The sequence below is a fragment of the Glaciecola sp. G7-5 genome (genome assembly GCF_055808975.1).
In genome coordinates, this window is sequence record NZ_CM147892.1 from 156,201 (window position 1) to 179,498 (window position 23,298).

The window sequence follows — 23,298 nt, forward strand, 5'->3', positions numbered from 1 at the left end:
TTTTCCCTGCTGTAATTAGATTGCTAGATTATAGCGCTGAAAATAAATTTATTCGTTATAAAACAACAGGATACCAACATTAACCCAATACCAACCAAGGGAGTTATAAATTTCTACTCACTTAGAGGCATTGTTATCATAAGGCCCAAGTGGTACAAAGATTATGAGCCTAGCCTTATAGAGCTTGTCACCCCACAAAAACAACGAAAAAAACAAAGATATGAAGAATAAAAAAACCTTAGCACGCCCCAAGCAATGCGCTATTCTCGCCAGATATTACTGTCGGGCTTTGACTTAGAGAAGCAAGAGATTCTGCTAAATAGCAGTGTACTTATTATAGGTGTAGGTGGCTTAGGTTGTGCAGCGTCGCAATACATAGTGGCCAGCGGCGTAGGCAAAGTCACCATAGTAGATGACGACACGGTCGAAAGTACGAATTTACAGCGCCAAGTGCTGCATTTTGAAAGTAGTATTGGCGAGAAAAAGGTTGATTCGGCTGCGCGCACACTAGGCAATATAAATCACTTCGTTGATATTCATAGCGTTGATAAACGGCTCGATGAAGCCGAACTAACGCAGATAATAGATGAACATGATTTAGTACTCGATTGCAGTGACAACTTGGCTAGCAGAAACCTATTAAATAAAGTGTGTTATGGGCAAGGCAAACCCTTAGTGTCGGGGGCTGCCATACGCATGGAAGGCCAAGTTTTTTGCGTCATCCCCAAGCAAAAAAGCGCATGCTACGAATGCATTAGCCAGTTCTTTGGTGAACAAAACTTAAGTTGCGTTGAATCGGGAGTAATGTCGCCGGTAGTGGGCATTGTAGGTGCAAGTCAGGCAAACGAAGCAATTAAAATACTCTGTGATTATGGCAGCCCAGCAGTGAACACCTTGCAACTATTTGATGCAATGAAATCGCGCTGGGAATACTTCAGCGTAAAACCGCTTAGCAGTTGTAAAACCTGTTCTTAATTAGCTCATACTAACCTGGCCGGCCATCAAGCCTTGGCGTACTTAATATGGGTAAATAAACCCAAACAAAACATGCGAAAGCGAGCGTCCAACATGCTCCCGACACTATCCACAATAACACTGCGGATTGGGGTATAAACGCCATCAGCAGACTACGTAGCAAAGCACTCACAATAATTAATATGAAGGCAAGCACCATAGGCCATGAAACGGCTAAGGTTCTGCCAGTATGGCCTAATGAGACTCTCGACATCATTGCTAATATCATACCGCCAATCACCCCAACAGTAAGGCTATGTAGCGCCGTGCTAACGGTGATAAGCGCAAACAAAAAGTGGATAGACAGCAGCATTAATCCGAGCGGCATAAAAATAATCGTGAAATGCAATACCCATACTAGCGGCACACTCAAGGTCACCCAAAAACGCCATCGCAATATTCTAACTAGGTGCAAAGCCGCACTCAACAAACAAGCAAGTCCTAAAATCGTTCTAAATAATTCGTTTTGAGAACTACTCACCCCGCCTAAAAACAAACCAACGACAAAAATTAAGCTACCAAGCGCTGTGGTTTCTAACCATGGCAATGGCGAAACCTTTTGGGTTTTCGTTCCATTGGCGCTAAACATTGGAATAACGCGACCACCAAGCACTGCAACCAATAAAGTAGTCAGCAGGATCATAGAATGTAAGCCACGTGTGTTGAGCTCGGGCGCAAACCCCAAAGAAGGCAAGTAGGTAAAAATGTTGGCGGCTGTCATAAGCGCAATCACCGGCAAAAATATCATATTGCGATGTTGTTTTACGCGTATTAGTGGCTGAGCTAAGAAAAAGGCAACCAGTGGTAAAAAAGAAATATCAACTAGCATTACAAACACAATATTTACATTGGGATTAATAAAAATAAGTAGTCGAGCGCTCAGCCAAAGCAAAAATAAGACCAAGAGTTTTACACCTTTTACGCTTGGCACGCCCGTCCATGTCTGTACTGCAGTCAACAAAAAACCTGCAATAATTGCGGGTACAAAGCCAAAGAGCATTTCATGGCCATGCCACCAAAGCGCGCCATTTAGAGGTGAAAAACTAATATGGCCACCCAGGGAAAGGGTCCAAGCAGCAATCGCTAGCAATGAAAAAATGCCACCAAATAAAAAGAAAGGTCGAAATGCTAGTCTGAGCAATGGTGTTCTTTTTTGCTCTTCTTTTAAATCGCTAATGTTAGTCATGGTAATACACTCTAATACTTAATCCATATTCAAAAAATTATGTTGTTGGGCTTGCATGACTCTTTTCATGTATCGTTCACGCTTAATCGCAAAATGCATTAGCAACATGCATACCGCTAACACCCCGTATAAAATCATAAAGCAAGCGCTGTATACGCCTGCAAAATCGACCGCTAAACCAAAAACAATAGGTAGCGTGCAGCCGCCTAGCGCACCTAACATGGCAACTAAACCACCCACGCTGCCCATTTGTTCGGGATAATAATCATTGATAAGTTTGTAAACACTGGCGCGGCCAAAACCTTGTGCCAAACCAATGACAAGCAGTAAAAAAGTAAATATCCATACATTTAATTCAATCGCTATTTCTACATCTTTACTGACGCCGTGTATGGTCATGGTGGTTGGCGGATAACTTAAGAAAAACAAACACACCAAGCAAATCCAAAACACACTCCAATTCACGCTTCGCGCACCAAACCTATCAGAAAACCAACCTCCAGCAGCTCTTGCCATACTTGAGCTGATCACAAAGAGTAAGGTTAAGATCATGGCCTGATTAAAGCCGAGTTCATAAGCGTTTACATAGTATTGTGGCAACCACAAAATGAGGGCTAAAAAGCTGCCAAAAACAAAATAATAGTACAAGCCAAATCGCCACACTTTAGCGTGCTTAAACGGCTTAAGATAAAACGAAAGTGACTTCGCTTCTTTGTTTTTTAAATACACCGGTGTATCAGGTGCCAGTAACCAAAAAGCAATCGTGGCAATAAGTATCATCAGGCTGTAAAACAAACCTATGAGCTCCCAGCCCCACACATCTCTTATGTAAGGAACCAATATTAGGCTTAAAGCTGCGCCTGCGTTACCAGCCCCAAAAACCCCCATAGCCGAGCCTTGTTCACTAGAGTCAAACCAGTCGCTTAAATAACGAATACCAATGGTGAAGGACACGCCCGAAATACCAATTAAAAAACCGATCACAAGGTAGCCAGTAAAACTAGTAATCGACGACAAAAAATAAAGCGGAGGGATGAGCACTAACATCTGTAAGATAAATATTAATTTAGGTGAATACTTCTCGCACAGTAGACCCACCGGCACTCTGAGTATCGCACCACTGAGAATTGGTGCAGACAACAACACGCCTAACTGAGTGCTTGACAATGACAGCACCGATTTTAATTCAATGCCCAAAACAGAATACAAAGTCCACACCGAAAAATTAATAGCAAACACGATTGTGGCTAATATTAGTGCGATTGTTGACTTGTTCTGTTGTTGAGATGTGTCCAAATTGAATCGCCATCATTGCTTGACATAGCACTACTATAAAGGCATCACTAAATTTTCGCTATAACACCAACTAGTCACAATATCGATTAGTGCTTAGAGGGCCTACCTAATAAGTGGTAGTTGGTCTATATAGCACGCCATTTGTAGCCTAAAAGGTGCATACCACCAAAGAGCTATGCATTTTTTTAGGCTATTCAAAACACGATCTAGATCACTAAAATTAAGCTAAAAAGCGTGCCATTATGCTTGCATTAATAAAACATATGAGTGTAGTGACACACTTTAGGAGCATGAAATGTCAACTGACAGCCACCTCAATCTTTTTAGGCTTAGCGACCCTAAAATTAAAACCTTGCACATTACTTGGTTTGCTTTTTTCTTAACCTTTGTAGTGTGGTTTAGCCACGCACCTTTAATGGTATTTATCAAAGAAGCCTTTGATTTGACAACACCACAGGTAAAGGCGCTGTTAATTTTAAACGTAGCCTTAACCATACCCGCGCGCATCGCCATCGGTATATTGGTAGACCGCTTTGGACCTAGGCATGTGTTTAGTGGCTTGCTGATTAGTTCATCCTTTATCTGTTTTGGTTTCGCCATGGCTGATAGTTATGCTCAACTGGCTTTGTTTAGATTTCTACTCGGGTTTGTGGGAGCTGGTTTCGTTATAGGCATTCGTATGGTAGGTGAATGGTTTCCCGCTAAACATGTTGGCATTGCAGAAGGTATTTACGGCGGTTGGGGTAACTTTGGTTCGGCTGCCGGTGCAATGGTATTGCCTTCGCTCGCGCTCTTTTATGGCGGTGATGACGGCTGGCGCTATGCAATTGCCACCACCGGTGTATTAACCCTACTTTACGGTGTATTTTATTACTTCCAAGCCCGCAACACACCAAAAGGCTCTACTTACTTTAAGCCTAAAAAATCGGGTGGCCTTGAAGTCACCAGTAAAAAAGACTTCTATTTTTACCTAGTTACCAACCTACCTATGTATGGTGCCCTTGGAGTATTGGCGTGGAAACTCTCTCCTGCTGGCGTGAATTTATTTGGTGACACCACGATGTATAGTTTGTGGGCGGCGCTTGCGCTACTGTTTGCTTTCCAAACCCAGCAAATACACAAAGTGAACAAAGAAAACCTAGCAGGTCACGTGCCCGAATTGGAAAAATATAAATTTAAGCAAGTCGCGATATTGAGCGTTGCCTATTTCGTTACCTTTGGCTCAGAGCTTGCTGTTGTATCTATGCTTCCACTATTCTTTTTAGATACTTTTGAAGGCTTAAGTGCGGTCTCAGCTGGTTTGTTGGCCTCGGGCTTCGCCTTTATGAACTTGGTCGCAAGACCATCAGGCGGATGGTTTTCAGACAAGTTTGGGCGCCGTAAAAGCTTGATGATATTGATTGGCGGCTTGTCTATTGGCTACTTTACCTTGGGCCAGATAGACGGAACATGGATGATTGCAGTAGCGGTGATTTCGACCATGTGCTGTTCTTTCTTTGTACAAGCGGGTGAAGGCGCAGTATTTGCAATAGTACCACTGGTTAAACGCAGAATGACCGGGCAAATAGCCGGTATGGCCGGCGCCTATGGCAACGTAGGTGCTGTGACCTACTTAACCGTATTATCATTTGTAGATTACAGCACCTTCTTTTTAGTTATTGCCGCCTCTGCTCTGCTTATATTTTGCGCATGTTGGTTCTTAGACGAACCTAAAGGTCAAATCGCAGAAATAGCTGCTGATGGAAGCGTTCATATGATTGATGTGAGTTAGGTCACAGTAGCGATACCTCATTGATGTAGCGTAGCAATGTAGTATGCTACATCAATTACTGGCTTGTTGTCCTTCATTTACTCATAAGGACAATAAGCCATTTTTGCATTAAACCTGGGTGTTTAGATAAGGAGCTACAGGTGCCTAATGATTTAGAGACGCCAACAACGACTGCGTCGACTCCGCTGGTAATGAGTATTGCCAAGCAATCTATCGCAGGCGTAAAAGCGGTCAACGAAGACGCAGTCAACACCCACGTACCAAGCCACTCACACGCTTTGGTCAACAAAGGCATTGGCTTAGTAATTGCCGATGGCGTTAGCAGCGCAGAGGCCGGAAAAGAAGCCAGTGAATACGCCGTAAGCAAATTTTTAGAAGAGTATTTTAATACTCCCGACACTTGGTCAGTAAAACAAGCCGGACAAAAAACGCTCTCTACAATCAATCTCAATTTGTTTAAAAAAAGTCATGAATTTTTACAACAAGAAAAAGGTTACTTATGTACCTTCAGCGGCCTAATTGTAAAATCACGTACAGCCTATTTCTTTCATGCTGGCGACTCACGTATTTATCATATTAGCCAAACTGAAGATGAAAATCAGCACATTATCCGGCACATCAAGCAAGTCACTCGCGACCATTGTGTGAATATTGGGGGCGGTAAAAATATATTATCCAGAGCTGCTGGTATGGATAATGTATTGCAAATAGATTACGGAAAAATCGATTTAGCCAACGGCGATATGTTGATATTAAGTACCGATGGTATTCACGATTTCATGGGCCAAGACGACATTTTTGAATTAGCCACAAAGGACGAACCCGTACAAAGTATTTGTGATAACTTGGTGGCCTTAGCGCAACAAAATAAAAGTGACGACAATATAAGCTGTATTGTCGCCAAAATAGACAGCCTCCCCTCACAAAGCCTTGATGACTTCAATAATAAACTCACGCGTTTACCATTTCCGCCAGAATTAGACATTGGCATGAAAGTAGATGGTTATGAAGTTATAAAGCAGATGTTTGCTAGTAGTCGCAGCCAAGTCTACTTGGTGGTAGATACTGAAACCGGCAAACAAATGGTGATGAAAACACCTTCGCTTACCTTTCAAGATGACACCCACTACATAGACCGTTTTGTACAAGAAGAGTGGATTGGAAAACGCATTAAAAGCCCGCGTACCGTTAGTATTATCGACCAAAACAGGCCACGCACATTTTTATATTATTTAATGGAATTTGTACCCGGTATTTCGCTAGACAAATGGATGCTGGCCAATCCATTACCTTCCCCTAAAAAAGCCATAGGTATAGTCAAACAAATCGCCCAAGCCCTAGAAGCATTTCATGCCACCGAGACTATCCATCAGGATTTAAAGCCCGCAAATATCATGATTGATGATGAGCTAAATATTACGGTCATTGACTTCGGTTCAGTCTTTGTGGCCGGCATAGCCGAAATTTTCATCCCCATAGAGCATATTGGCGCACTAGGCACAGCAACTTACTCTGACCCTTATTACCTGCAGGGTAAAAATACCGGTATTCAGGGCGATATTTATGCACTGGCAACCATAACCTACGAACTGTTTACGGGTGAACTCCCCTATTCTGAAAAAATAGAGGAATGCTTTAGCGCGAGCGATTTTGATAAACTACGTTACATCAAAGCAAATACCTACAATCCGGTAATTCCAATTTGGTTTGATCGCGCACTCGAAAAAGGTGTTTCGTTGCAAGAGTCTGTGCGTTATCAATCATTGGCCGCTTTCGTGCAAGATATATCGGCGCCAAACCCACTATTTTTACAAGACGACCCGAGCTTTCAAAACAGTAAGGGTTTAATGTTCTGGCAAGTGATGTCTGCTTTTTGGGTGTTTATGTTGCTACTTGTGGTGGTATTATTTTCGAGTACTACGTAAACTCAAGAGAAGCACCTTGTTCGCTTTTTTCTCGCCTCCCTAGATCTATGCTAGTATTAAAATACTAAGCATTAATGGAATAGGTTGGCTTATTGAAATGTTGAAAAAAAGCCTTATTTTTTTTGTAGTGGCTATTCTTTGCTATGCAATATACTCGATTTATTATTCAAACATAAATGAACTAGCATCTTCTGCTAAGCAAAGTTCTCATAACACCTCTCTCGTTATAGACAACACCCTTGTTGACAACGTCGCGATAGCGGATAAATCAAAAAGCTACGAGGGATTAACGTGTGATTCCTTGCAATCTGTACTGCAAGTACATTTTAAGAATAGCGAGTATTTTCTACAATCACATCAGGCTATTTTCAATCAATTATTATTCAATAATACGGCCTTGGATGATGCCGTCAGAGACAAAATAGCCACAACTGTTGGCCTTCAATATAGCTATCAAAAGCAAGTGTTTGATAAACATCTACGCAAAGCGGTAGATATTTATTATCACGAGAACTTACCTGCGCTCACCCCCAAATTAGAAGCATTCATAGCCCCCTCTCTAGCCTTGGAAAAAGATGATTATAAAACCTTTACAGAATTATTGAGCCCATTAATTGCGAGCAGTATAGACAATAGAATAGGCTTAAAAATCCCAAATAGCATAGCAACTGGGAGAACGCTTTTTGGTTTGATTGCTTTTGAGGAAGACAAGCAAAAACAAAAACGAATTATCGATGCCATTTTAGAAACAGGGTATCAATTAGCACCTAGCGATATTATAGATGTTATGAATGGGCGTGTGCATAGCGAAAATACCCAATACGTGATTGATGCTTTTAATGGCGATTTGAATTTTGTATTTTCCTATTCACGCTCGAGTAATCCTAGTAATTTAGTGTTAGCTAGTGTGCAAGCAGGAAAGTTTCAAGTTGCAGAATACCTAATAGCCCAAGGCGTAGATACGCTTGTCGATATTGAAGAGCAATGGCTTCTTGCAGATAATAGGTTTTGGTTTATTGACAGAGACAACTCTAGGAAAAAACTTGAACCTTTGTTCGATGAGGGTGTGTTTTTGTTCCCTCCTGATTTTATAGCATTGACGACGGCTCAAACTGAAATGAGCAAAGCCTTTGACCCGCTAACTATGACAATACCTGCGGGAGTTGCTAGATCGATATATAGGAGCGTGCTTGGGCTTTTTGGTGAACGCAAGACCCAACTCCTCATAGAGTCGCATACGCGCGCCGATTTACTTTTATCATCACAGCGCGAAATTTTCACGCTACAACTAGCCAAGCTCGTTACTGCCAGCAAACAAATACTTCCTTTGTCACTTCAAGACGCAATTAAAAACTGTGATACCAACTATGCATCAGCATTGTCTAGCTTACAAGCTCATTATGTAAGCAGTAAGGTGACCCTACTTTACAAGCCTCTTGAAGAAAATAACCCTACCGTATCTGAAATTAATAATAAACAAAATGGCTCTTATTTAAACCAAGAACAAATAGACGAACTGAAAACCATGACGAGTTTTGCAGCTAAAGCAATGTTAGACCGCGACGTATTTTTAAAGCTTCAAAAGCACTCGTACAAAAGTGCGATACGAGGAGGTGATGAACGCCCGTATAACCAATTCCACCAAGGCATGTTAGATACCTTAGTAAATGATGGCGTTGATCAGATTACCCTATATGCCTACAACTCAGATTTGCTCAGCGCAGCTATTCGCCAAGAACTCCTTTTTGATTTATTGATCAAGATTGACGCAGAAGCATCTTTGTTTACAAGTCTTGTCTCGAATAACCCCGAGACAAATTACGACAGAATGCGCCAATTCACATCACAAAACAGGGTCGAATTATTAGAAGAGTTTGTGAATAACAACGCCGATATTAATTTTGAAGACAAAGCCGGAAGAAGATTATTGTGGTATGCAATAAACTATTCATCCAAAGAAAGCTTTGATTATTTACTAAGTAAATCAGCACAAATTCAATCACCAAACATCATCGGTTTTGATGCGCTTGACCTTGCCCTTAATAACGTCAGAATAAATAATAATGACTTTTATTTCGTTCATAAACTACTTGCTCAGGGCCACACTATTAAACCCAGTCACGTAGAATTATTAAGAGACTTAGCTAAAGAACATTACGATACTGTTGTTGCCATCATTGAGCAATATGACGTAGTAATAGACTAAACATACTTATCGCACTTGTCGAAACTTTCCGAGAAAACCGATTAATCGACACGCAGCGGCGTCGATGGGGAGTTCACTTATGCATGATGCTTGTTTTGTAATTCGCTAAACAAATATATATCGCTAAGTATTTCAATCTTTTCTTTTTTGGTCATCCACGCCATGCCCTCAATCGAGGTGACAGCCTGTTTGATTTTATAAGAGGCTGTTAACTTGTCGGTAGGCGCTTGTCCTCTTTGTGGTGGGCGCACAGCTTGCACAAAGTTAAAGTGTGCCCTTGCGACTTTGTCATCGGCAAACAAAGACGCAATATTGCTTTGCTCAACCACCTCGCGAAGCTCTGCAGCAAAATGGTCTCGCTCTTCAATCACATCTTGTTTAACGACTTCTTCTGGTATATTCAAAATACCTAGCTTACGCAATATTCGGGCTAATGTTTTGCTGCCGCTTAATGCTGACAAAGGAATGGCTAGCACCAAACCCACTACGGTAGGTGATAACCAAATCAACAAACTAGGAGAATAATAATATAGGAGCACCGTCATCCCAACACCAATCAAGGTATGCCAAATATGCTGCTTGCATAAGGACCACCATGGAATCCCGCTGATTTGACGCTGCTGAGTCGCCCAGCCTGAGTCACGCCCACGAAAAATATCAATTATGTGTTTGCTATGAATTAGCATAAAGATTGGTGCATAAAGCACCGAAAAGAAAATTTCGACCAACGCGCCCAAAGTCATTCGAATAATCCCCAAAGACTGACGTAAAGGCTTGTTAAAGAAGGCCCTAATTAATCCCAGCACCTTGGGCACAAGCAATATGCCCATGGTGAAAACAAACAAAGCTATCATGCGCTCAGAGTCAAACACCGGCCAGTTAGGTAATAAGGAGATTTCATCTGAAAAGTAATCAATGTCAATATAATGGGTTTGTATCGCCATAACGATACCAATTAGTATCAATGCAAACCAAAATGGTGATGCCATATAGCCCATTACACCGGTAAGCATATGAAAGCGATTTGGCCAACGTAAGCCACGTGCTTTAAGCACCGCTAAATGCTGAATATTTCCTTGTGCCCAGCGCCGGTCTCGCACAGCCACATCAGACAAACTTGGCGGGCTTTCTTCCCATGAGCCCTTAAGCTCAGGCAACATATACACTTTCCATCCATCACGCCTCATTAATGCTGCTTCAACAAAATCGTGAGAAAGGATGTCACCTTTAAAGGGTTTTACACCCTCTATTTTAGGTAGTCCAGCTGATTGGGCAAAAGCAGATACCCTAATAATGGCATTGTGTCCCCAATAATTACCGTCAAAGCCCTGCCACGCAGTGATGCCGCGCGCTACAATTGGACCATAAATACTGCCCGCAAACTGCTGCATTCGGGCAAATAAAGTATCGCCTCTATATAGACATGGTAAGGTTTGAATAATGCCACTTTGCTCGTCGCTGGCCATCTCCAGCATAAGCTGTTTGAGGGTAGCAGATGTTAACAGGCTGTCGGCATCAAGCACTAACATATAGTCGTAGCGCGCTCCCCAGCGGCTCACGAAGTCATGCACATTGCCGGCCTTTTTAGCCGAATTGAAATAGCGCCGGCGATACCATACATTAATGTTATGAGGCTCTAAGCTTTCTTTGAGTTTATTGACTGCGGCTGTTTCTTTCACCCATACATCGGGGTCATTAGAATCTGAAATAATAAATATCTCAAATTGCTCACTTAAGCAGTCATTGGCAAGTGCCTTGCCCATGCTATAAAGAGCTGCGCAGGTTTCACTGGGGTCTTCGTTATATACAGGCATTAATAGAGCGGTTTTTTTATTGCTAATATCCCCAGCCTCTTTTAATCGTGACTTGCCTGAAAACAAAAAACCGGCAACCGCAGCACAAGCAGCTATAGCAATCCAAACAAAGGTCATACAAAACAATACAACCATTGCCCATTGCAGTGCAGTAACGTCGGCTTGCGAAACAATTAATACCATTTGATAGGTAGCGTAAACGGTAAGTGCTAGCGCACCGCCAAAGGTGATCAGACGTGCTACAAATGCTCGCCAGCTAATCCATTGATGCTTGGCCTTAGGTTTTCTCGAAAAATCTTGAGGCGGCATATGCAGCGGCGTTTCTGGCGGCAATGCTTGCTCACCATAATTTACTGCATCCAGCGATAAAGCCATGTTTCACCCCATTGTTTATCATTTTTTGAAAGTGAAACTCTTAGCTCTGACATAACCGCATTGCCGGGCTCGAATTTTACCACTACGCGTAAGTTACCCGTTTGCTCAATATACTTTGTGAGCGTCCCCACGATTTTCCCTTTACTAGCGCTCGCGTTTACGCTTAAGTTTTCAGGTATTTGATCCGCTTCATAATCAAGTACAAATTCGCGCACAGAATTCGAGCCTAATGCTTGTCCTGAGGCGCTTTTGACTATACGGCCTTGTTTATAGTCGATTGGTGCATTTTTGCCAAAGAATAAGCTGTAATTGAAACTTGCCTCTTGACCGGTTTTTAGAGCGTTTTTGGGCTGCCAAAACGCGACGATGTTATCGTGAATTTCTGCGTCAGTAGGAATTTCAACCAGCTCAACATGACCTTCACCCCAGTCATTATTGGGCTTTACCCAAGCTGAGGGACGCTGATGATAACGCGCTTCCATATCTTCAAATTGAGAGAATTTACGCGCACGTTGCATTAAACCAAAGCCTTGCAGCTTGTTGTCTCCAAACACAGACACTTGCAAACGTTCTGGGTTAGCAAGCGACCGCCATATATGTTCGTCGTTGCCTTTGAGCATCAGTAAACCGTCTGAGTCATGTACTGCTGGCCTGAAATCGTCGAAGCCAGTTCGGTCCATGGCGTTAAATAAAAACATGGAAGTAAGCGGCGCTATGCCAAAATGCGCAATGTCTTCACGTGGATATAAGGTGCTTTTAACCTCAATCTTAGTATGTTCTCCAGGCGTTGCGATAAAAGTAAAGGCGCCAGTTATTGAAGGGCTATCCATTAATGCATGCACCACTAGGCTATTAGCACTGCTTGACGGACGTTCTATCCAAAACTCTTTAAATACAGGAAATTCTTCACCACTGGGTTTTGCAGTATTTATGGCAAGGCCTCTGGCCGATAAGCCATACCAGTTATCTTGGCCAACTGCACGAAAATAAGTCCCCCCTGAAACACCATTAACTCATCCCATTTATCGTCTCGATTGATGGGGTTTGTTACGCTAAAACCAGAATAACCTTGAGCTTGAGAAGCTTTAAGCTTTTCTTGTTCTTTGTCGTAGTTAAAAATCTCGCTAGTATAAAAGATGCGTCGTGACACACCGCCCACGACTAAATTTAGCTTTACAGGAATTTTGAAGAGAAAGCCTGGATGTAAGGGATTCATCCTAAAATTGCGCTCCTCTTTCGACCAGATTGTCGCACCACGTTGAAACTGTATCTTTTTGTAGTCATCGTAGCTTAGTTGGTTTAAGGGATCATCTTCAGGAATGAGATCAGGCACGTAGGCCTGTTCAGAGAGCGACTTTGCTTTTGCCTCAAGCCATGTTCGATCAAAGCGGTGTGTAGGCCGCTCTTGCTCCTCATTGCGCTGTTGATTTTGCTGTGTCGTTTTGCTGTCTACGCTTTGCGATTTTAATGCCTTCGGTTGCTGAACTGCGTTAGCAACAAGCAAAACCGATATGCTTAGTGTGAAGGAAAGTATGGCGAAATAGGTAAATCGTCTCAAAGTATGTTCCTTTTGTACTGTAGAGATTTGAATCTTTAGCTGAGTCCGCTATCGCTTTGTCCAAATGATATAAACAATTGATAACGTGGCATCATCTAAAGGCTTACTGAGTTACAGAAGGCATAGCACATTTAGTGCCATTTAGTAGCTAACTAAAAGGTGGCGCATGAAAAATGCGGAATCTAAGCGAATTTAAGCTAAATAAATGATTTTAATAACTAAATTAACAAGGCTGGCAGATGTTTTAGTGCAGATTGGTGTCGCAAAAAGCAGACAGCAAAAGCTAAAAATAAATGTTTGCTCGGCAAAATATACAGTTTGATGGAAATTATTACAGGATTATGGTTAGCAAAGTATTGAATGTCCTGCTTCTACCCGCTTTACTTTAACACTGATACCTTGAAGGGTACCTTAATAGCTTTGAAGCGCGCATTTTAACTCTGCATATCTAGCTTACATTGGTGCTACTTTTTCTTTTTCGTCTTATCATTCTTTTCAATTAAGATTTGTTGCTTGTTTGCCCAACTCGCATGACGAGAAAACAGTTGCCCATATTCAGCATATCCGTTGTATTGAACACTTTCCTTTACCCAGTGTTCAACCTGCTTGTCGTATAAATTCCGCATTTTTTGTAAAGTCTTAGCAAATTGAATATCACCTGCAATATTTTTCATTTCGTAGGGGTCGTTCACCAAATCATAAAGCTCTTCGGTGGGTACTAAATTTTGCTGTTCGTCTTGGTAGTACCAATAAATATATTTAAATTGCTCATCTAACACCGTTAGGTTGCGAGTTTCTTCAGGTCCCCAAACTTGAATGTGCGCCATGCTGGTTCTAACTTGGCGATTTTTATCCTGTAAAATCGGCAATAAACTTACACCGTCCCATGACGATGGAATATTGACTTTCGCCAAATCTAAAATAGTCGCGCTTATATCTACTCCAGCGGTCAAAGATTGTGTTCTCTGCATTTGACTGCTTTTTAGATTGCCACTTTTAAGATTGCGAGGGTCATAAATGATGAGTGGCACTCTTGCGCCCTCTTCATACGGTAATACTTTACTACCCAGGCCATGAGAACCATTAAAATAGCCATTGTCAGACGCAAAAATAATGACCGTGTTATCTGCAATGCCTTGTTTTTCTAGCTCTTCTAAAATCATACCAATGGATTGGTCAACACCATAAATAAGTTGATTGTATTTTCTGAGCGCTTCTTGGTAACTCTCATCTTCTGAATAGCCCCATTGCTTAAATCTGGGGTACTGTCGCCCAAGCTGCGAATGTTTTGAAAAGTGTTTACCTGCTTCACGACCATAGTTGGGAAGTTTTCGAAATGATGTGTCTTTATAAATGTGATCAAACTTTGGATCTGGATCGACAGGCCTATGCGGCGCTTTATAAAAAACACTCATCATAAAAGCTTGCTCGCTTTTTACAGAATCACGGATGAAATCGATGCTTGCAGCACCATACGCTAAAGTACTATGAGGATATTCTTTAGCATACTTTTTCATCGATTTGTTTTTGCTTGTAGTATAAGAGGTTTGTCCTGGACTCCCTGCCCAAAAATCGAAATCATGCTGAGCTATTTTGCCTTCTACGTCGTTTGGATTTTTCGCATCAGATACCGCAAAGCCAAATTTGCCAGCAAACCCAACCCTATAACCCGATTGTTTTAATAATACCGGATAGGATTGCTGCCAAATTGATTCATCCATTGGACCATGGCTAAAGTTCGTCCCGTTTTTATATTCGTACATACCAGACATAACGCTAGCTCGGCTTGCCATGCAAATCGAGGTGGTGTTGTAGTGGCGGTCAAATACCAAACCCTTGCTAGCTAACTTGTCTATGTTAGGGGTCAAGACATCAGGGTTACCATACGCACCTATGGTGTCGTAGGACTGATCGTCAGTAAAAAGGAAAACAATATTGGGCTTAGTTTGACCCTCTTGTTCATGAGCAAGCAGCTTTAATGCATTGCTTTGATCAGCCGCATTGCTAGCTAGCACTATGCTACTAGACATATATAACACGGTGCATAACAAGGTTTTTAATAACTGTATGGGTCGATTAAATATTTGCTGCATTATTTATTCCTATATGCACGCAGTGCTTCGGACATTTGCTTGACAACTTCAGGGTACTGCTTATAAAGGTTTGTAGTTTGATTTACATCTGCCTCTAAGTCATATAATTGAGCTGGAGATGCATCATCCTTAATTTTCCCGTTTTCAATATCACTGTTAGGTGTATTAACTAATGGCGTAACAGCAGCTCCTCCCCATGCATGATGATTAGGTTTTGAGCCTCGAAACCCACCATCGCTTTGTGCAGGAATGAACATCCATTTACCTTTACGTAATGACATATGTGATGGTTTATGTGGGCTAATAATCATTTCTGTACGTAAGGGTGAATCAGCATCTCCCAGCAATGCGGGCAGCATATTAATACTGTCTTTTTGCTCTTCTATACTTAGCTCTTGTTTAGTGAGTGCTGCAAACGTTGCTAACATATCTACATTATTGAGTAATTGATTCGATACGCTACCTGCTTTTATTTTTTCTGGCCACCAAGCAATGAATGGTACACGGTGCCCGCCTTCCCAAGCGCCAAATTTTGATCCTAAAAGGTCACCATTAATTTTATGCCCTTTTTCAGCTGCCACACGCCCACCAAGGTTAAACATACCACCGTTATCACTGGTGAATATCACTAAGGTATTGTCAGCAACTCCTGCTGACTCTAAACTTTCCATAACTTGAGCAACAATCCAATCTAGCTCTTGGACAAAATCACCATAGACTCCGCTTTCGCTTTTACCTTGAAATTGTTCAGCTGGCGTAAATGGATGATGAACGTTAGTTGTGGCTAAATATAAAAAGAAAGGGGTTTCATCTCTACTCTTAATCCAGTCAGTTGCTTTGTTCGTTATGGTTGTGCCAACACTGTAGTCATCATACAACTTATGTGCTGCAACACCGCCTTTAAACTGATTCGATGTACGTTGTGAAACTTCAGGGGAAGAGGATTGATAGGTGTCACGTCTTTAGCATTTCTCCCCATATAAATCATCGGGTCGGTCGAATCCCAACCTACAATAGTGTCATTCTCAACATAAACATAGGGCGGTGCGCTATTCACTAAAGGAACCCCAAAATAATAATCAAAGCCCAGCTCTTGTGGACCGGGGCTTAAAGGGGGTTGCCAATCATTTTTTCCTTCACCAAATCCTAAGTGCCATTTACCTATTGCAGCAGTATCGTAACCACTTTGCTTAAATACATCAGCGATAGTCAATGCTTTCGTGTCAACAGCTAAAGGAGCTTGCGCGAATAACGGCCCCCATAATCCTTTTCCTTTCATTGCGCGAAAAGGATATTCTCCTGTTAATAGGCCGTAGCGAGAGGGCGAGCATACCGCTGAGGCTGAATGCGCATCAGTAAATTTAATCCCTTCAAAAGCGAGTTTATCAATATTAGGTGTTTTGAGTTTTGTTGCACCATAACTACTTAAATCACCATATCCTAGGTCATCAGCAAATATGAGCACGACATTAGGTTGCTTAAGATGAGTCGTGTTTACTTTTGCAGTAACATTGCTGTTCAGTGCATGTTCACTTATCTCATTTGGTGATTGTTGGCTACAGCCTAACAAAGAACTCATCGCGGTGAGGATGAGTAGATAAAGACTGGGGATTGTTCGAATTACCAACATATTAGCTGTCTCTCTTATTTAGATTTAGTTTGTTTTTCCTAGCCATTCAACGTCAACAAAGTAAGCGCCGCCAACTTTGCCGTCTTTGGTATGAAGATAGGTGAGCAGTTTAGTGGGGCCAGCGGGTAAATCTACATTGAACTCAACGCCTAGGCTTCCAGCTTTAACAGGGCTCGATTTTTCCTGTCCCGCGATTTTCAAAATAGCACGCTCTGCTTTAATAGCTTTACCCGCTTCAAGCGGCCATTGGCGCAACGTCAGTTTATATTTGCCAGCTTGTTTTACGTCAACATACCAAGGTCCGGTTACTTTTGGTAATCTCTTAATTGTCCCAAAGTTCCATGGTGGGTTTCCGGTTTCCATATACCAATCTTGCGAGCTCAGCACAGTTTTCAACTCATCAGGATTCCCTAGGTCGATACGAACAGGGTCAGCCATTCGGGGTGAAACCCTTTCCCAAAAAGGTTTGTAAAGAGCGCTTAGTTCCTTTACTACTTCAGGGTGTTTTGCCAACACGTTGTTGCGTTGTGCTGGGTCCTTTTGAATATCATATAGCTCCTCTTCTTTGGCATTAACCCAGCGCCAACGCTCAGTAAGCACCACTGAGTTTTCTAGCGGCTGTGGTGGAAGTGCTGTAGCGCGAGCGCCTCCATGAAACTGGACAACGAGATGGTCGCGAGGCCAAGGCTTGTCACTTTGTTCCAATAAGGGGCGAAGCGATAGTCCATCAACGTCAAACGAGTCGGGAACATCGATACCGGCAAGCTCAGCCAAAGTCGGAAGCACATCAATATGCGCCGCCAAGGTGTCTATATCGCGCCCGCCTTGTAAGCCTCCTTTTGGCCAGTGGATGAAAAATGGCACTCTATGCCCGCCATCGTATATCGACGACTTTTTCCCGCGCATCCCAGCGTTATGTCCAATGACCGCTTCAGAGTCTAAGCCCTTAAATTTGCCGCCACCCGCTGTGCCATTGTCAGTCATGAATATCAAAATAGTATTTTCGGCCAGAGCAAGCTTTGTTAAGTGCTCACGCAAGATAGCCATATTGTGATCGATATTGGCGATCATCCCAAAGAAATTTGCATTAGATACAGCCGGGTTATCGCGGTAGGGTTCTGCCCATTCGTCGGGGACAAAGTAAGGGCCGTGCGGAGCATTAAGTGCTAGGTAAAGAAAGAAGGGTTTATCCTTATTTTGCTCAATAAATCGAATGCTTTCGCGAAACCAAATGTCGGTTACATAGCCTTCAAACTTCTCATATTCGCCGTTGCGCTCGTATACATCGTCAAAATAATCGTTTCCCCAGTAATCGGGAGCCTGCCCCACGGCACCTGCGCGATGCCAAACAACATCCTGAAAGCCTCGGTCTTGTGGCCTGTGCGGGGCATTGTCACCTAAGTGCCATTTGCCAACCATTCCCGTTGTGTAACCTGAATCAGCAAACAAGTTGGCTATGGTTTTCTCATCAGGATGCATCATTGTGCGCCCCGAGGATGTTCTATATGCGCCTGTATAACCCGGATAATTTCCAGTCATGAGTGCGGCTCGTGTTGGCGTACAAAATGGGCTAACGTGAAAGTCGCTAAAACGCACTGATTCTGAAGCCAGTTGATCCAAGTTTGGCGTTTTAAGGATGGGGTTGCCGTGCGCCGAAAGATCGCCATAACCTTGATCGTCAGTCATTATAATAATAACGTTAGGGCGCTTATTGTCACCTGATTCCACGGCGGGCTTTGCCCAAGCACAGAGCATTGTTAGACTTAGGCTCAATATAATAAGCTTAAATGTGCATTGTAATTTCAATTGATTGTCCTTAAGTTGACGCAAAATTTAACTATACCCTTGGCAGCTAAACGACCGAAGTATGGTGTTTTCACCTCGTTGTTTAAACGTCTGAGCAGACAATAAATGTATTGCTGGCTGACGAATGCCCTCTGAAATCAAGCTTGTTAATTATTTTATTTACAATACCCTAACAAAATATTGATGTTTAGTTTAATATAAATATACACCATTCGCCATGTAAATCTCAAAACGCTTATTGACAACTGGAGCATTGCTCATCAATTTGGGGTTTTAAAGGTCGGCATCATTGTGTTGAAGAAGTGCGCTGGTCACTAAGTTTAATAATTATCAGCTTTAATTAAACTAAGGCCCATATCGAAAGGATTTTTGTAAAGTCTGAAGCGCTAATTAGCAGTTCTTATGAGCGGAAAAAGAGCAAACGGTGAGGATTTTCAACAGCCTTACTATGCATTTATGGCCGTGTTAACCTAAATTTAAAGAAATTTTTATATATAGAAGAATCTAATGAAAATTAACATATCGGTAATTACTGCGGCTTTAGCCATGATTGCTTTCAACGCTGTCGCACTAAGCCAAGAAACAGAATATTGGATAATCGATAGTCAAGACGACTGGCAATCATCTGAATCTGTCCAAACTAATCTCAAATTTGAAAATGGCCTAGCGGTGCCGATTGCAAAAACCGCTTCTTTTCGAAGTAATCTTAAATCATTTTCAAAGAAACGAAGTGCCAAGTCCATCACATTAAGCCAATCTCCTGTATGGCATAATTGGCAGCCAGTCGACAACATTGGTCCAGCGAATTTAAGAGACGCTCCTGTTTTTTTGAGCATGGGGCCAAACAATCATTGGATATTTGGACGTTACGGTGTTTCAAAAAATAAAAACTTTGTTGCTACCCCTACAAAACTAGAAGGGTTTGACGCTGAGCTTATGACAACCCAGTTTCCAAATCAATATAACGCTCCTGGTGGCTTGCAAAAAAGCGCTGGTGGCTACCATGCGTGGCAAAGCCGAGATATGGTAAATTGGGTACATCATGGTTCTGTTACAGAAAGTTTTTCAACCTGGGTAACATCGGCCGAATACGCCGACGGAAAAGTCTATATCTACTATGATTTTCCAAATGATCAAGACCCTCATCTTTATATAGATGAAGATCTTATGGACGGGCTCCCAGGTAAAAATATGGGGATGGTGTTCAAGGACCCATCTCATGGCTCAGATACAGCCCTCATTCGTGATCTCTCTGGGAATTTCCATATTATTTATGAGGACTGGAGTCCAATCGATGCCAGCACTCACGCTTGGGATTCACCGCTTGCTGGGCATGCTGTTAGCAAAGACGGCATCGAAAACTTCACAATATTAGAACCTGCCGTAGATGAAAGAACAAATCCTACGGGGGAGTTTGCTGAATATGTACATCCTCATTGGAATAGGGATGACCCTACAAACTACCCGGGAAAACCTGCACCCGTTGATGTGCCAGAGCACAGGGTAAAAGCGGGAGATATCCGGGCATTTGCCAAATACGAAATACACGAACCAGAGCAAAATGCCTATGGCGACTGGGCATCCATTGCAATTGGCGGGCAGTACTACCTTTTTGGTGATTTCGACCCAGCTGGGAAACATGGAAAGCAAAACATGAAAGTGGCTTGGTTCACGTCAGCTAGTATCGACGAGCCCTTTACTTTCAGCGGCAGTATTGGGCAAGGGCATCCTGATCCGGATATTATGTTTGCACAGGGGCAATTTTATTTAGTCACTCAAATGGCCACCGACTACGTAAGCCCTGGCCCTTGGGTTGATGGCGTTGATGTACGAGTTGGTGTAGATACAGACAACGATGGTGAAGTCGACAATTGGACCAAGTGGGAAACAGTTACAGAAAGTTACGATTATATACCTGGCTTTTCCAAGCAAATCGCAAAAACACCGGCTCAGCTTGATCTTAGTCATTTGCCAGAGGGGTACGGATTCCAGTTCGAAGTACGCCTGACAGACACTACAGAAAATGACGCCAAACCAATATTAGATAAAATAGCCTTGCACTTTAGTTTATAGGACATTGATAATGTTTAAGAAAATAATAATAGTGATTACAGTATCAGCATTGCTTTTTGTCTGCACTTATATTGAGGCGGTCGATAAACCCTATGACGGTAGTTGGGAATCGTTACAGAAAGTGCCGGTGCCCCAAGACGCGATGCCAGAGTAAGTTGGGAAATGACCTCTAAAGGTTTGCGCATAACACCGCCCACAGATTATGGGCAAAGCAAGTACGCATGGTCATTTGAGATTCAAACGAACACCGAACAACATCATCCCAATGTAATAGTGACTGACGCTGAGCACGCTTTAAAGGGCACCAAAAAGGTTGATTTAGACGGAGAGTATTAATTCAAATAGTGAATAATGAAACAGGCTTATTTAAGCCCGTTCCAACTAGAAACTATAGGCAACCGACAACCTAACGCTGCGCGGTTCTAATACATGGTAATGCAAATCTTCTATCTCTGCACCGGCAGGATCGTTGGCTAAACGACTGGCATAAAAGTAGTCAATATCATGGTCGTCACTATCAAGTGCATTCAAAATATCGAGTTTAAGAATGATACCTGAATCAAATCGATAGCCTGCATTTGCGTTCACTATATTGGTACTGTCAGATGTTACGCTTGAGTCTTCAACCAAAGGTCTTTCACCAAAAAAGCGATAGCGTACAGAGCCAAACCAACCTTCTTGTTGCCATGTTAGACCGGTTTGAATAACATGTTCGACTGCGCCTGGAATAGCGTTCTCGTCGCTAGCTACACCATTAAATTTCGCATCGGTGTATGCATATTCAAGATCAAAGGTTAATTCGTCTGTAAAACGATAGTAGGCTGTTACTTCAAAGCCCTTTCGCTCAGACTCAAAACTTGGTTCAGTATTACCAGCATCGCCTACAAACAGTAATTCACTGTCGAGAGTTAAGGCCCATAAGGAAAAGGACGCATTGAGTTTATCGCCAAGTGTTGTGCGCAGCCCAAGCTCATATCCCAAAGAATCAACCAATGGGTCTACAGGCGCTATGAGCTCACCTGAATTAGGATCTATTTGAGAAATTGTGCCTCGGGCATCGTTCGAATGAAAACCTTGCCCAACTGACACATAGCCTTCCAGTTCGTTGCTAAAGGTATAAATGACGCTGCCTTTTAAACTAATATTATCTTCGTTTTCGCTTCCTTTGTTGCCGCTTAGGTCAACGTCATTAACGTTAACAGATACTAGGCTATCAACATCAAATGTATAATAGTCATATCTTAGGCCAAAGCTGGTACGCAATTTTTCAGTCCATGCAATCTTGTTTTCCCAAAACAAGCCAACGCTTCCTTCTTCTACCACATCGCTTCGAATAGCCCCAAGGCGCTGCCTAGCTTGCGTTCGAAACAAAGCAACGTTATCAATATCGTCTATCCTAAATTCAAGCCCGACGGTATTGGCAACATCTAAATCTGCCCATTTTGAAAGTTGAAGGTGCTCAATATGACCGCCGAAAATTTGTCTCTCATCGACTTGTTCAAACTGATCACCGCTAACAGGATTATCTAAAAAATAAGTGAAGTTTGACCATAGGTTTAGGTCATAATCAATCGCATATACGGCCGCTGAAATTGCATCATTTTGCCACTGTGCATTCACACTATAGCGACTACTTTGACCACCGAGTGTGGTGTCAAGTGAACCAAGCTCATCAATAATACCTTGAGTGACAGCACGTTGCGGTATTTGGTCAGCACTATTCCATTCGTTGTCATATGCCATAAAGCTTAAGCTGAATTGACCATCAAATAGCTTGCGATTATATTTTGCAAATATATTTAATTTGCGTAAATCCTCTTTAATATCAGACCATGGACCGTCGTAGCGATTGACTTCTACGGCATAATTGAATGACCCATCCTCTATCGCAACACCATTCATCACTAAGTAACGCTGATAATCATAACTGCCAAGTGTGGCACTAAGTTGAGCTGGCTGATGGCCTTTCAAGGTATTAAATTCGGCACTACCGGCACCACTGAAATCACCGACATCAGCGTAATATGCCCCTTTTTTGTATTTAATCGTTTGTATCGTTTCTGGAATGATAAAATTTAAATCGGTATAGCCTTGGCCATGGCCATGCGTGCGCATATTAATAGGCATACCATCAATGGAGGTGGCAAAATCAGTACCGTGGTCGAGATTAAAGCCCCTCAGAAAGTACTGGTTCGCCTTACCCGTGCCACTGTGCTGGGTAACCACCATTCCGGGCACTAGTTCAAGTACCTCGCCGGTACGCAGCATTGGCCGATTGGCGAGTTCAGATTGTCCCACTACTCCTTCTGAGGCCGATATCGCTTCACCAATTAAATTTTGTGAACGTCCTTCAACTTCAATATTTTCAATTTCAGTTGATGTCGCTTCACTGTCTTGTTGTAGTTGATTCGACATGGCTACAACGGGGAAGGTCATGAGTAAAACAAGACTTATCTTCGACAATTTACCGGCAAATTTTTGCTTTGATTCAGTTAAATGGTACATTCTGTAAACCTTTTTTAGTAAACTTGCATCTAGTTTGTGCGTTAGT

At 42.3% G+C, this 23,298-nt stretch carries 14 protein-coding genes and 2 pseudogenes; 7 read left to right on the plus strand and 9 right to left on the minus strand.

Annotation, left to right across the window (positions count from 1 at the left end; all coding sequences use genetic code 11):
- Window positions 1-237 precede the first annotated feature (237 nt).
- Window positions 238-975, plus strand: a pseudogene (gene moeB / locus AC0L6H_RS00625) (molybdopterin-synthase adenylyltransferase MoeB); the annotation flags it as partial.
- Between the two features lie 10 nt (window positions 976-985).
- Here moeB and AC0L6H_RS00630 read toward each other — a convergent pair.
- Together AC0L6H_RS00630 and AC0L6H_RS00635 are read right to left on the minus strand one after the other, a co-directional pair.
- Window positions 986-2,200 carry an NnrS family protein gene (locus AC0L6H_RS00630; RefSeq protein ID WP_473391930.1) on the minus strand — a complete coding sequence of 405 codons (1,215 nt, stop codon included), beginning with the start codon at window positions 2,198-2,200 and terminating at the stop codon, window positions 986-988.
- Between the two features lie 18 nt (window positions 2,201-2,218).
- Complete coding sequence (locus AC0L6H_RS00635) at window positions 2,219-3,496, minus strand: MFS transporter (RefSeq protein WP_473391932.1); 1,278 nt, start codon at window positions 3,494-3,496, stop codon at window positions 2,219-2,221.
- 295 nt (window positions 3,497-3,791) lie between these two features.
- Between AC0L6H_RS00635 and AC0L6H_RS00640 the strand changes: the two genes are divergently transcribed.
- From AC0L6H_RS00640 to AC0L6H_RS00650, 3 genes are all read left to right on the plus strand, one after another.
- A complete protein-coding gene (locus AC0L6H_RS00640) occupies window positions 3,792-5,267 on the plus strand; it encodes a NarK family nitrate/nitrite MFS transporter (protein WP_473391933.1) in 1,476 nt (491 codons plus the stop codon).
- 140 nt (window positions 5,268-5,407) lie between these two features.
- The gene (locus AC0L6H_RS00645; RefSeq protein WP_473391934.1) at window positions 5,408-7,192 is read left to right on the plus strand and encodes a bifunctional protein-serine/threonine kinase/phosphatase; all 1,785 of its coding nucleotides are present in this window, start codon (window positions 5,408-5,410) and stop codon (window positions 7,190-7,192) included.
- 97 nt (window positions 7,193-7,289) lie between these two features.
- Window positions 7,290-9,398: a hypothetical protein gene (locus AC0L6H_RS00650; RefSeq protein WP_473391936.1), complete on the plus strand. Its 2,109-nt coding sequence runs from the start codon at window positions 7,290-7,292 to the stop codon at window positions 9,396-9,398.
- Window positions 9,399-9,475: 77 nt separating this feature from the next.
- On the opposite strand, the gene mdoH is transcribed toward AC0L6H_RS00650, so the two are convergent.
- The 6 genes and pseudogenes from mdoH to AC0L6H_RS00680 all read right to left on the minus strand — a co-directional run bounded on the left by mdoH (window position 9,476) and on the right by AC0L6H_RS00680 (window position 18,674).
- A complete protein-coding gene (gene mdoH / locus AC0L6H_RS00655) occupies window positions 9,476-11,587 on the minus strand; it encodes a glucans biosynthesis glucosyltransferase MdoH (RefSeq protein WP_473391937.1) in 2,112 nt (703 codons plus the stop codon).
- Window positions 11,563-12,920 (minus strand): annotated as a pseudogene (locus tag AC0L6H_RS00660) (glucan biosynthesis protein G). Before AC0L6H_RS00660 ends, mdoH begins: the two are co-directional and overlap by 25 nt.
- Window positions 12,921-13,609: 689 nt before the next feature.
- Window positions 13,610-15,238, minus strand: a complete 1,629-nt coding sequence (locus AC0L6H_RS00665; protein ID WP_473391938.1) for a sulfatase family protein — start codon at window positions 15,236-15,238, stop codon at window positions 13,610-13,612.
- Complete coding sequence (locus tag AC0L6H_RS00670) at window positions 15,238-16,116, minus strand: sulfatase-like hydrolase/transferase (RefSeq protein ID WP_473391940.1); 879 nt, start codon at window positions 16,114-16,116, stop codon at window positions 15,238-15,240. Before AC0L6H_RS00670 ends, AC0L6H_RS00665 begins: the two co-directional genes overlap by 1 nt.
- Entirely contained in the window at window positions 16,083-16,868 is a 786-nt protein-coding gene (locus AC0L6H_RS00675) for a sulfatase-like hydrolase/transferase (protein WP_473391941.1), read from the minus strand. The genes AC0L6H_RS00670 and AC0L6H_RS00675 overlap by 34 nt, the downstream gene beginning before the upstream one ends.
- Window positions 16,869-16,892: 24 nt before the next feature.
- A complete protein-coding gene (locus tag AC0L6H_RS00680) occupies window positions 16,893-18,674 on the minus strand; it encodes an arylsulfatase (RefSeq protein ID WP_473391943.1) in 1,782 nt (593 codons plus the stop codon).
- Window positions 18,675-19,181: 507 nt separating this feature from the next.
- Here AC0L6H_RS00680 and AC0L6H_RS00685 point away from each other — a divergent pair.
- Genes AC0L6H_RS00685 through AC0L6H_RS00695 form a run of 3 tightly spaced genes read left to right on the plus strand, consistent with a single transcriptional unit; the run spans window position 19,182 to window position 21,083 of the window.
- Window positions 19,182-20,747 carry a hypothetical protein gene (locus AC0L6H_RS00685; protein ID WP_473391944.1) on the plus strand — a complete coding sequence of 522 codons (1,566 nt, stop codon included), beginning with the start codon at window positions 19,182-19,184 and terminating at the stop codon, window positions 20,745-20,747.
- Window positions 20,748-20,757: 10 nt separating this feature from the next.
- Entirely contained in the window at window positions 20,758-20,901 is a 144-nt protein-coding gene (locus AC0L6H_RS00690) for a hypothetical protein (RefSeq protein ID WP_473391945.1), read from the plus strand.
- Window positions 20,902-20,909: 8 nt separating this feature from the next.
- Window positions 20,910-21,083, plus strand: coding sequence for a hypothetical protein (locus AC0L6H_RS00695; protein WP_473391946.1), 174 nt, complete (start codon window positions 20,910-20,912; stop codon window positions 21,081-21,083).
- A 45-nt stretch (window positions 21,084-21,128) separates the two neighbouring features.
- On the opposite strand, the gene AC0L6H_RS00700 is transcribed toward AC0L6H_RS00695, so the two are convergent.
- On the minus strand, window positions 21,129-23,252 hold the full coding sequence (locus tag AC0L6H_RS00700; RefSeq protein WP_473391947.1) for a TonB-dependent receptor: 2,124 nt from the start codon (window positions 23,250-23,252) through the stop codon (window positions 21,129-21,131).
- Window positions 23,253-23,298: the final 46 nt, after the last annotated feature.

What these genes read in the sequence shown, in the direction of transcription:
- AC0L6H_RS00630 (WP_473391930.1), bottom strand. Translation starts at nt 2,200, where the DNA reads ATGACTAACATTAGCGATTTAAAAGAAGAGCAAAAAAGAACACCATTG.
- AC0L6H_RS00640 (WP_473391933.1), top strand. Translation starts at nt 3,792, where the DNA reads ATGTCAACTGACAGCCACCTCAATCTTTTTAGGCTTAGCGACCCTAAA.
- AC0L6H_RS00650 (WP_473391936.1), top strand. Translation starts at nt 7,290, where the DNA reads ATGTTGAAAAAAAGCCTTATTTTTTTTGTAGTGGCTATTCTTTGCTAT.
- mdoH (WP_473391937.1), bottom strand. Translation starts at nt 11,587, where the DNA reads ATGGCTTTATCGCTGGATGCAGTAAATTATGGTGAGCAAGCATTGCCG.
- AC0L6H_RS00665 (WP_473391938.1), bottom strand. Translation starts at nt 15,238, where the DNA reads ATGCAGCAAATATTTAATCGACCCATACAGTTATTAAAAACCTTGTTA.
- AC0L6H_RS00675 (WP_473391941.1), bottom strand. Translation starts at nt 16,868, where the DNA reads ATGTTGGTAATTCGAACAATCCCCAGTCTTTATCTACTCATCCTCACC.
- AC0L6H_RS00685 (WP_473391944.1), top strand. Translation starts at nt 19,182, where the DNA reads ATGAAAATTAACATATCGGTAATTACTGCGGCTTTAGCCATGATTGCT.
- AC0L6H_RS00690 (WP_473391945.1), top strand. Translation starts at nt 20,758, where the DNA reads ATGTTTAAGAAAATAATAATAGTGATTACAGTATCAGCATTGCTTTTT.
- AC0L6H_RS00695 (WP_473391946.1), top strand. Translation starts at nt 20,910, where the DNA reads ATGACCTCTAAAGGTTTGCGCATAACACCGCCCACAGATTATGGGCAA.
- AC0L6H_RS00700 (WP_473391947.1), bottom strand. Translation starts at nt 23,252, where the DNA reads ATGTACCATTTAACTGAATCAAAGCAAAAATTTGCCGGTAAATTGTCG.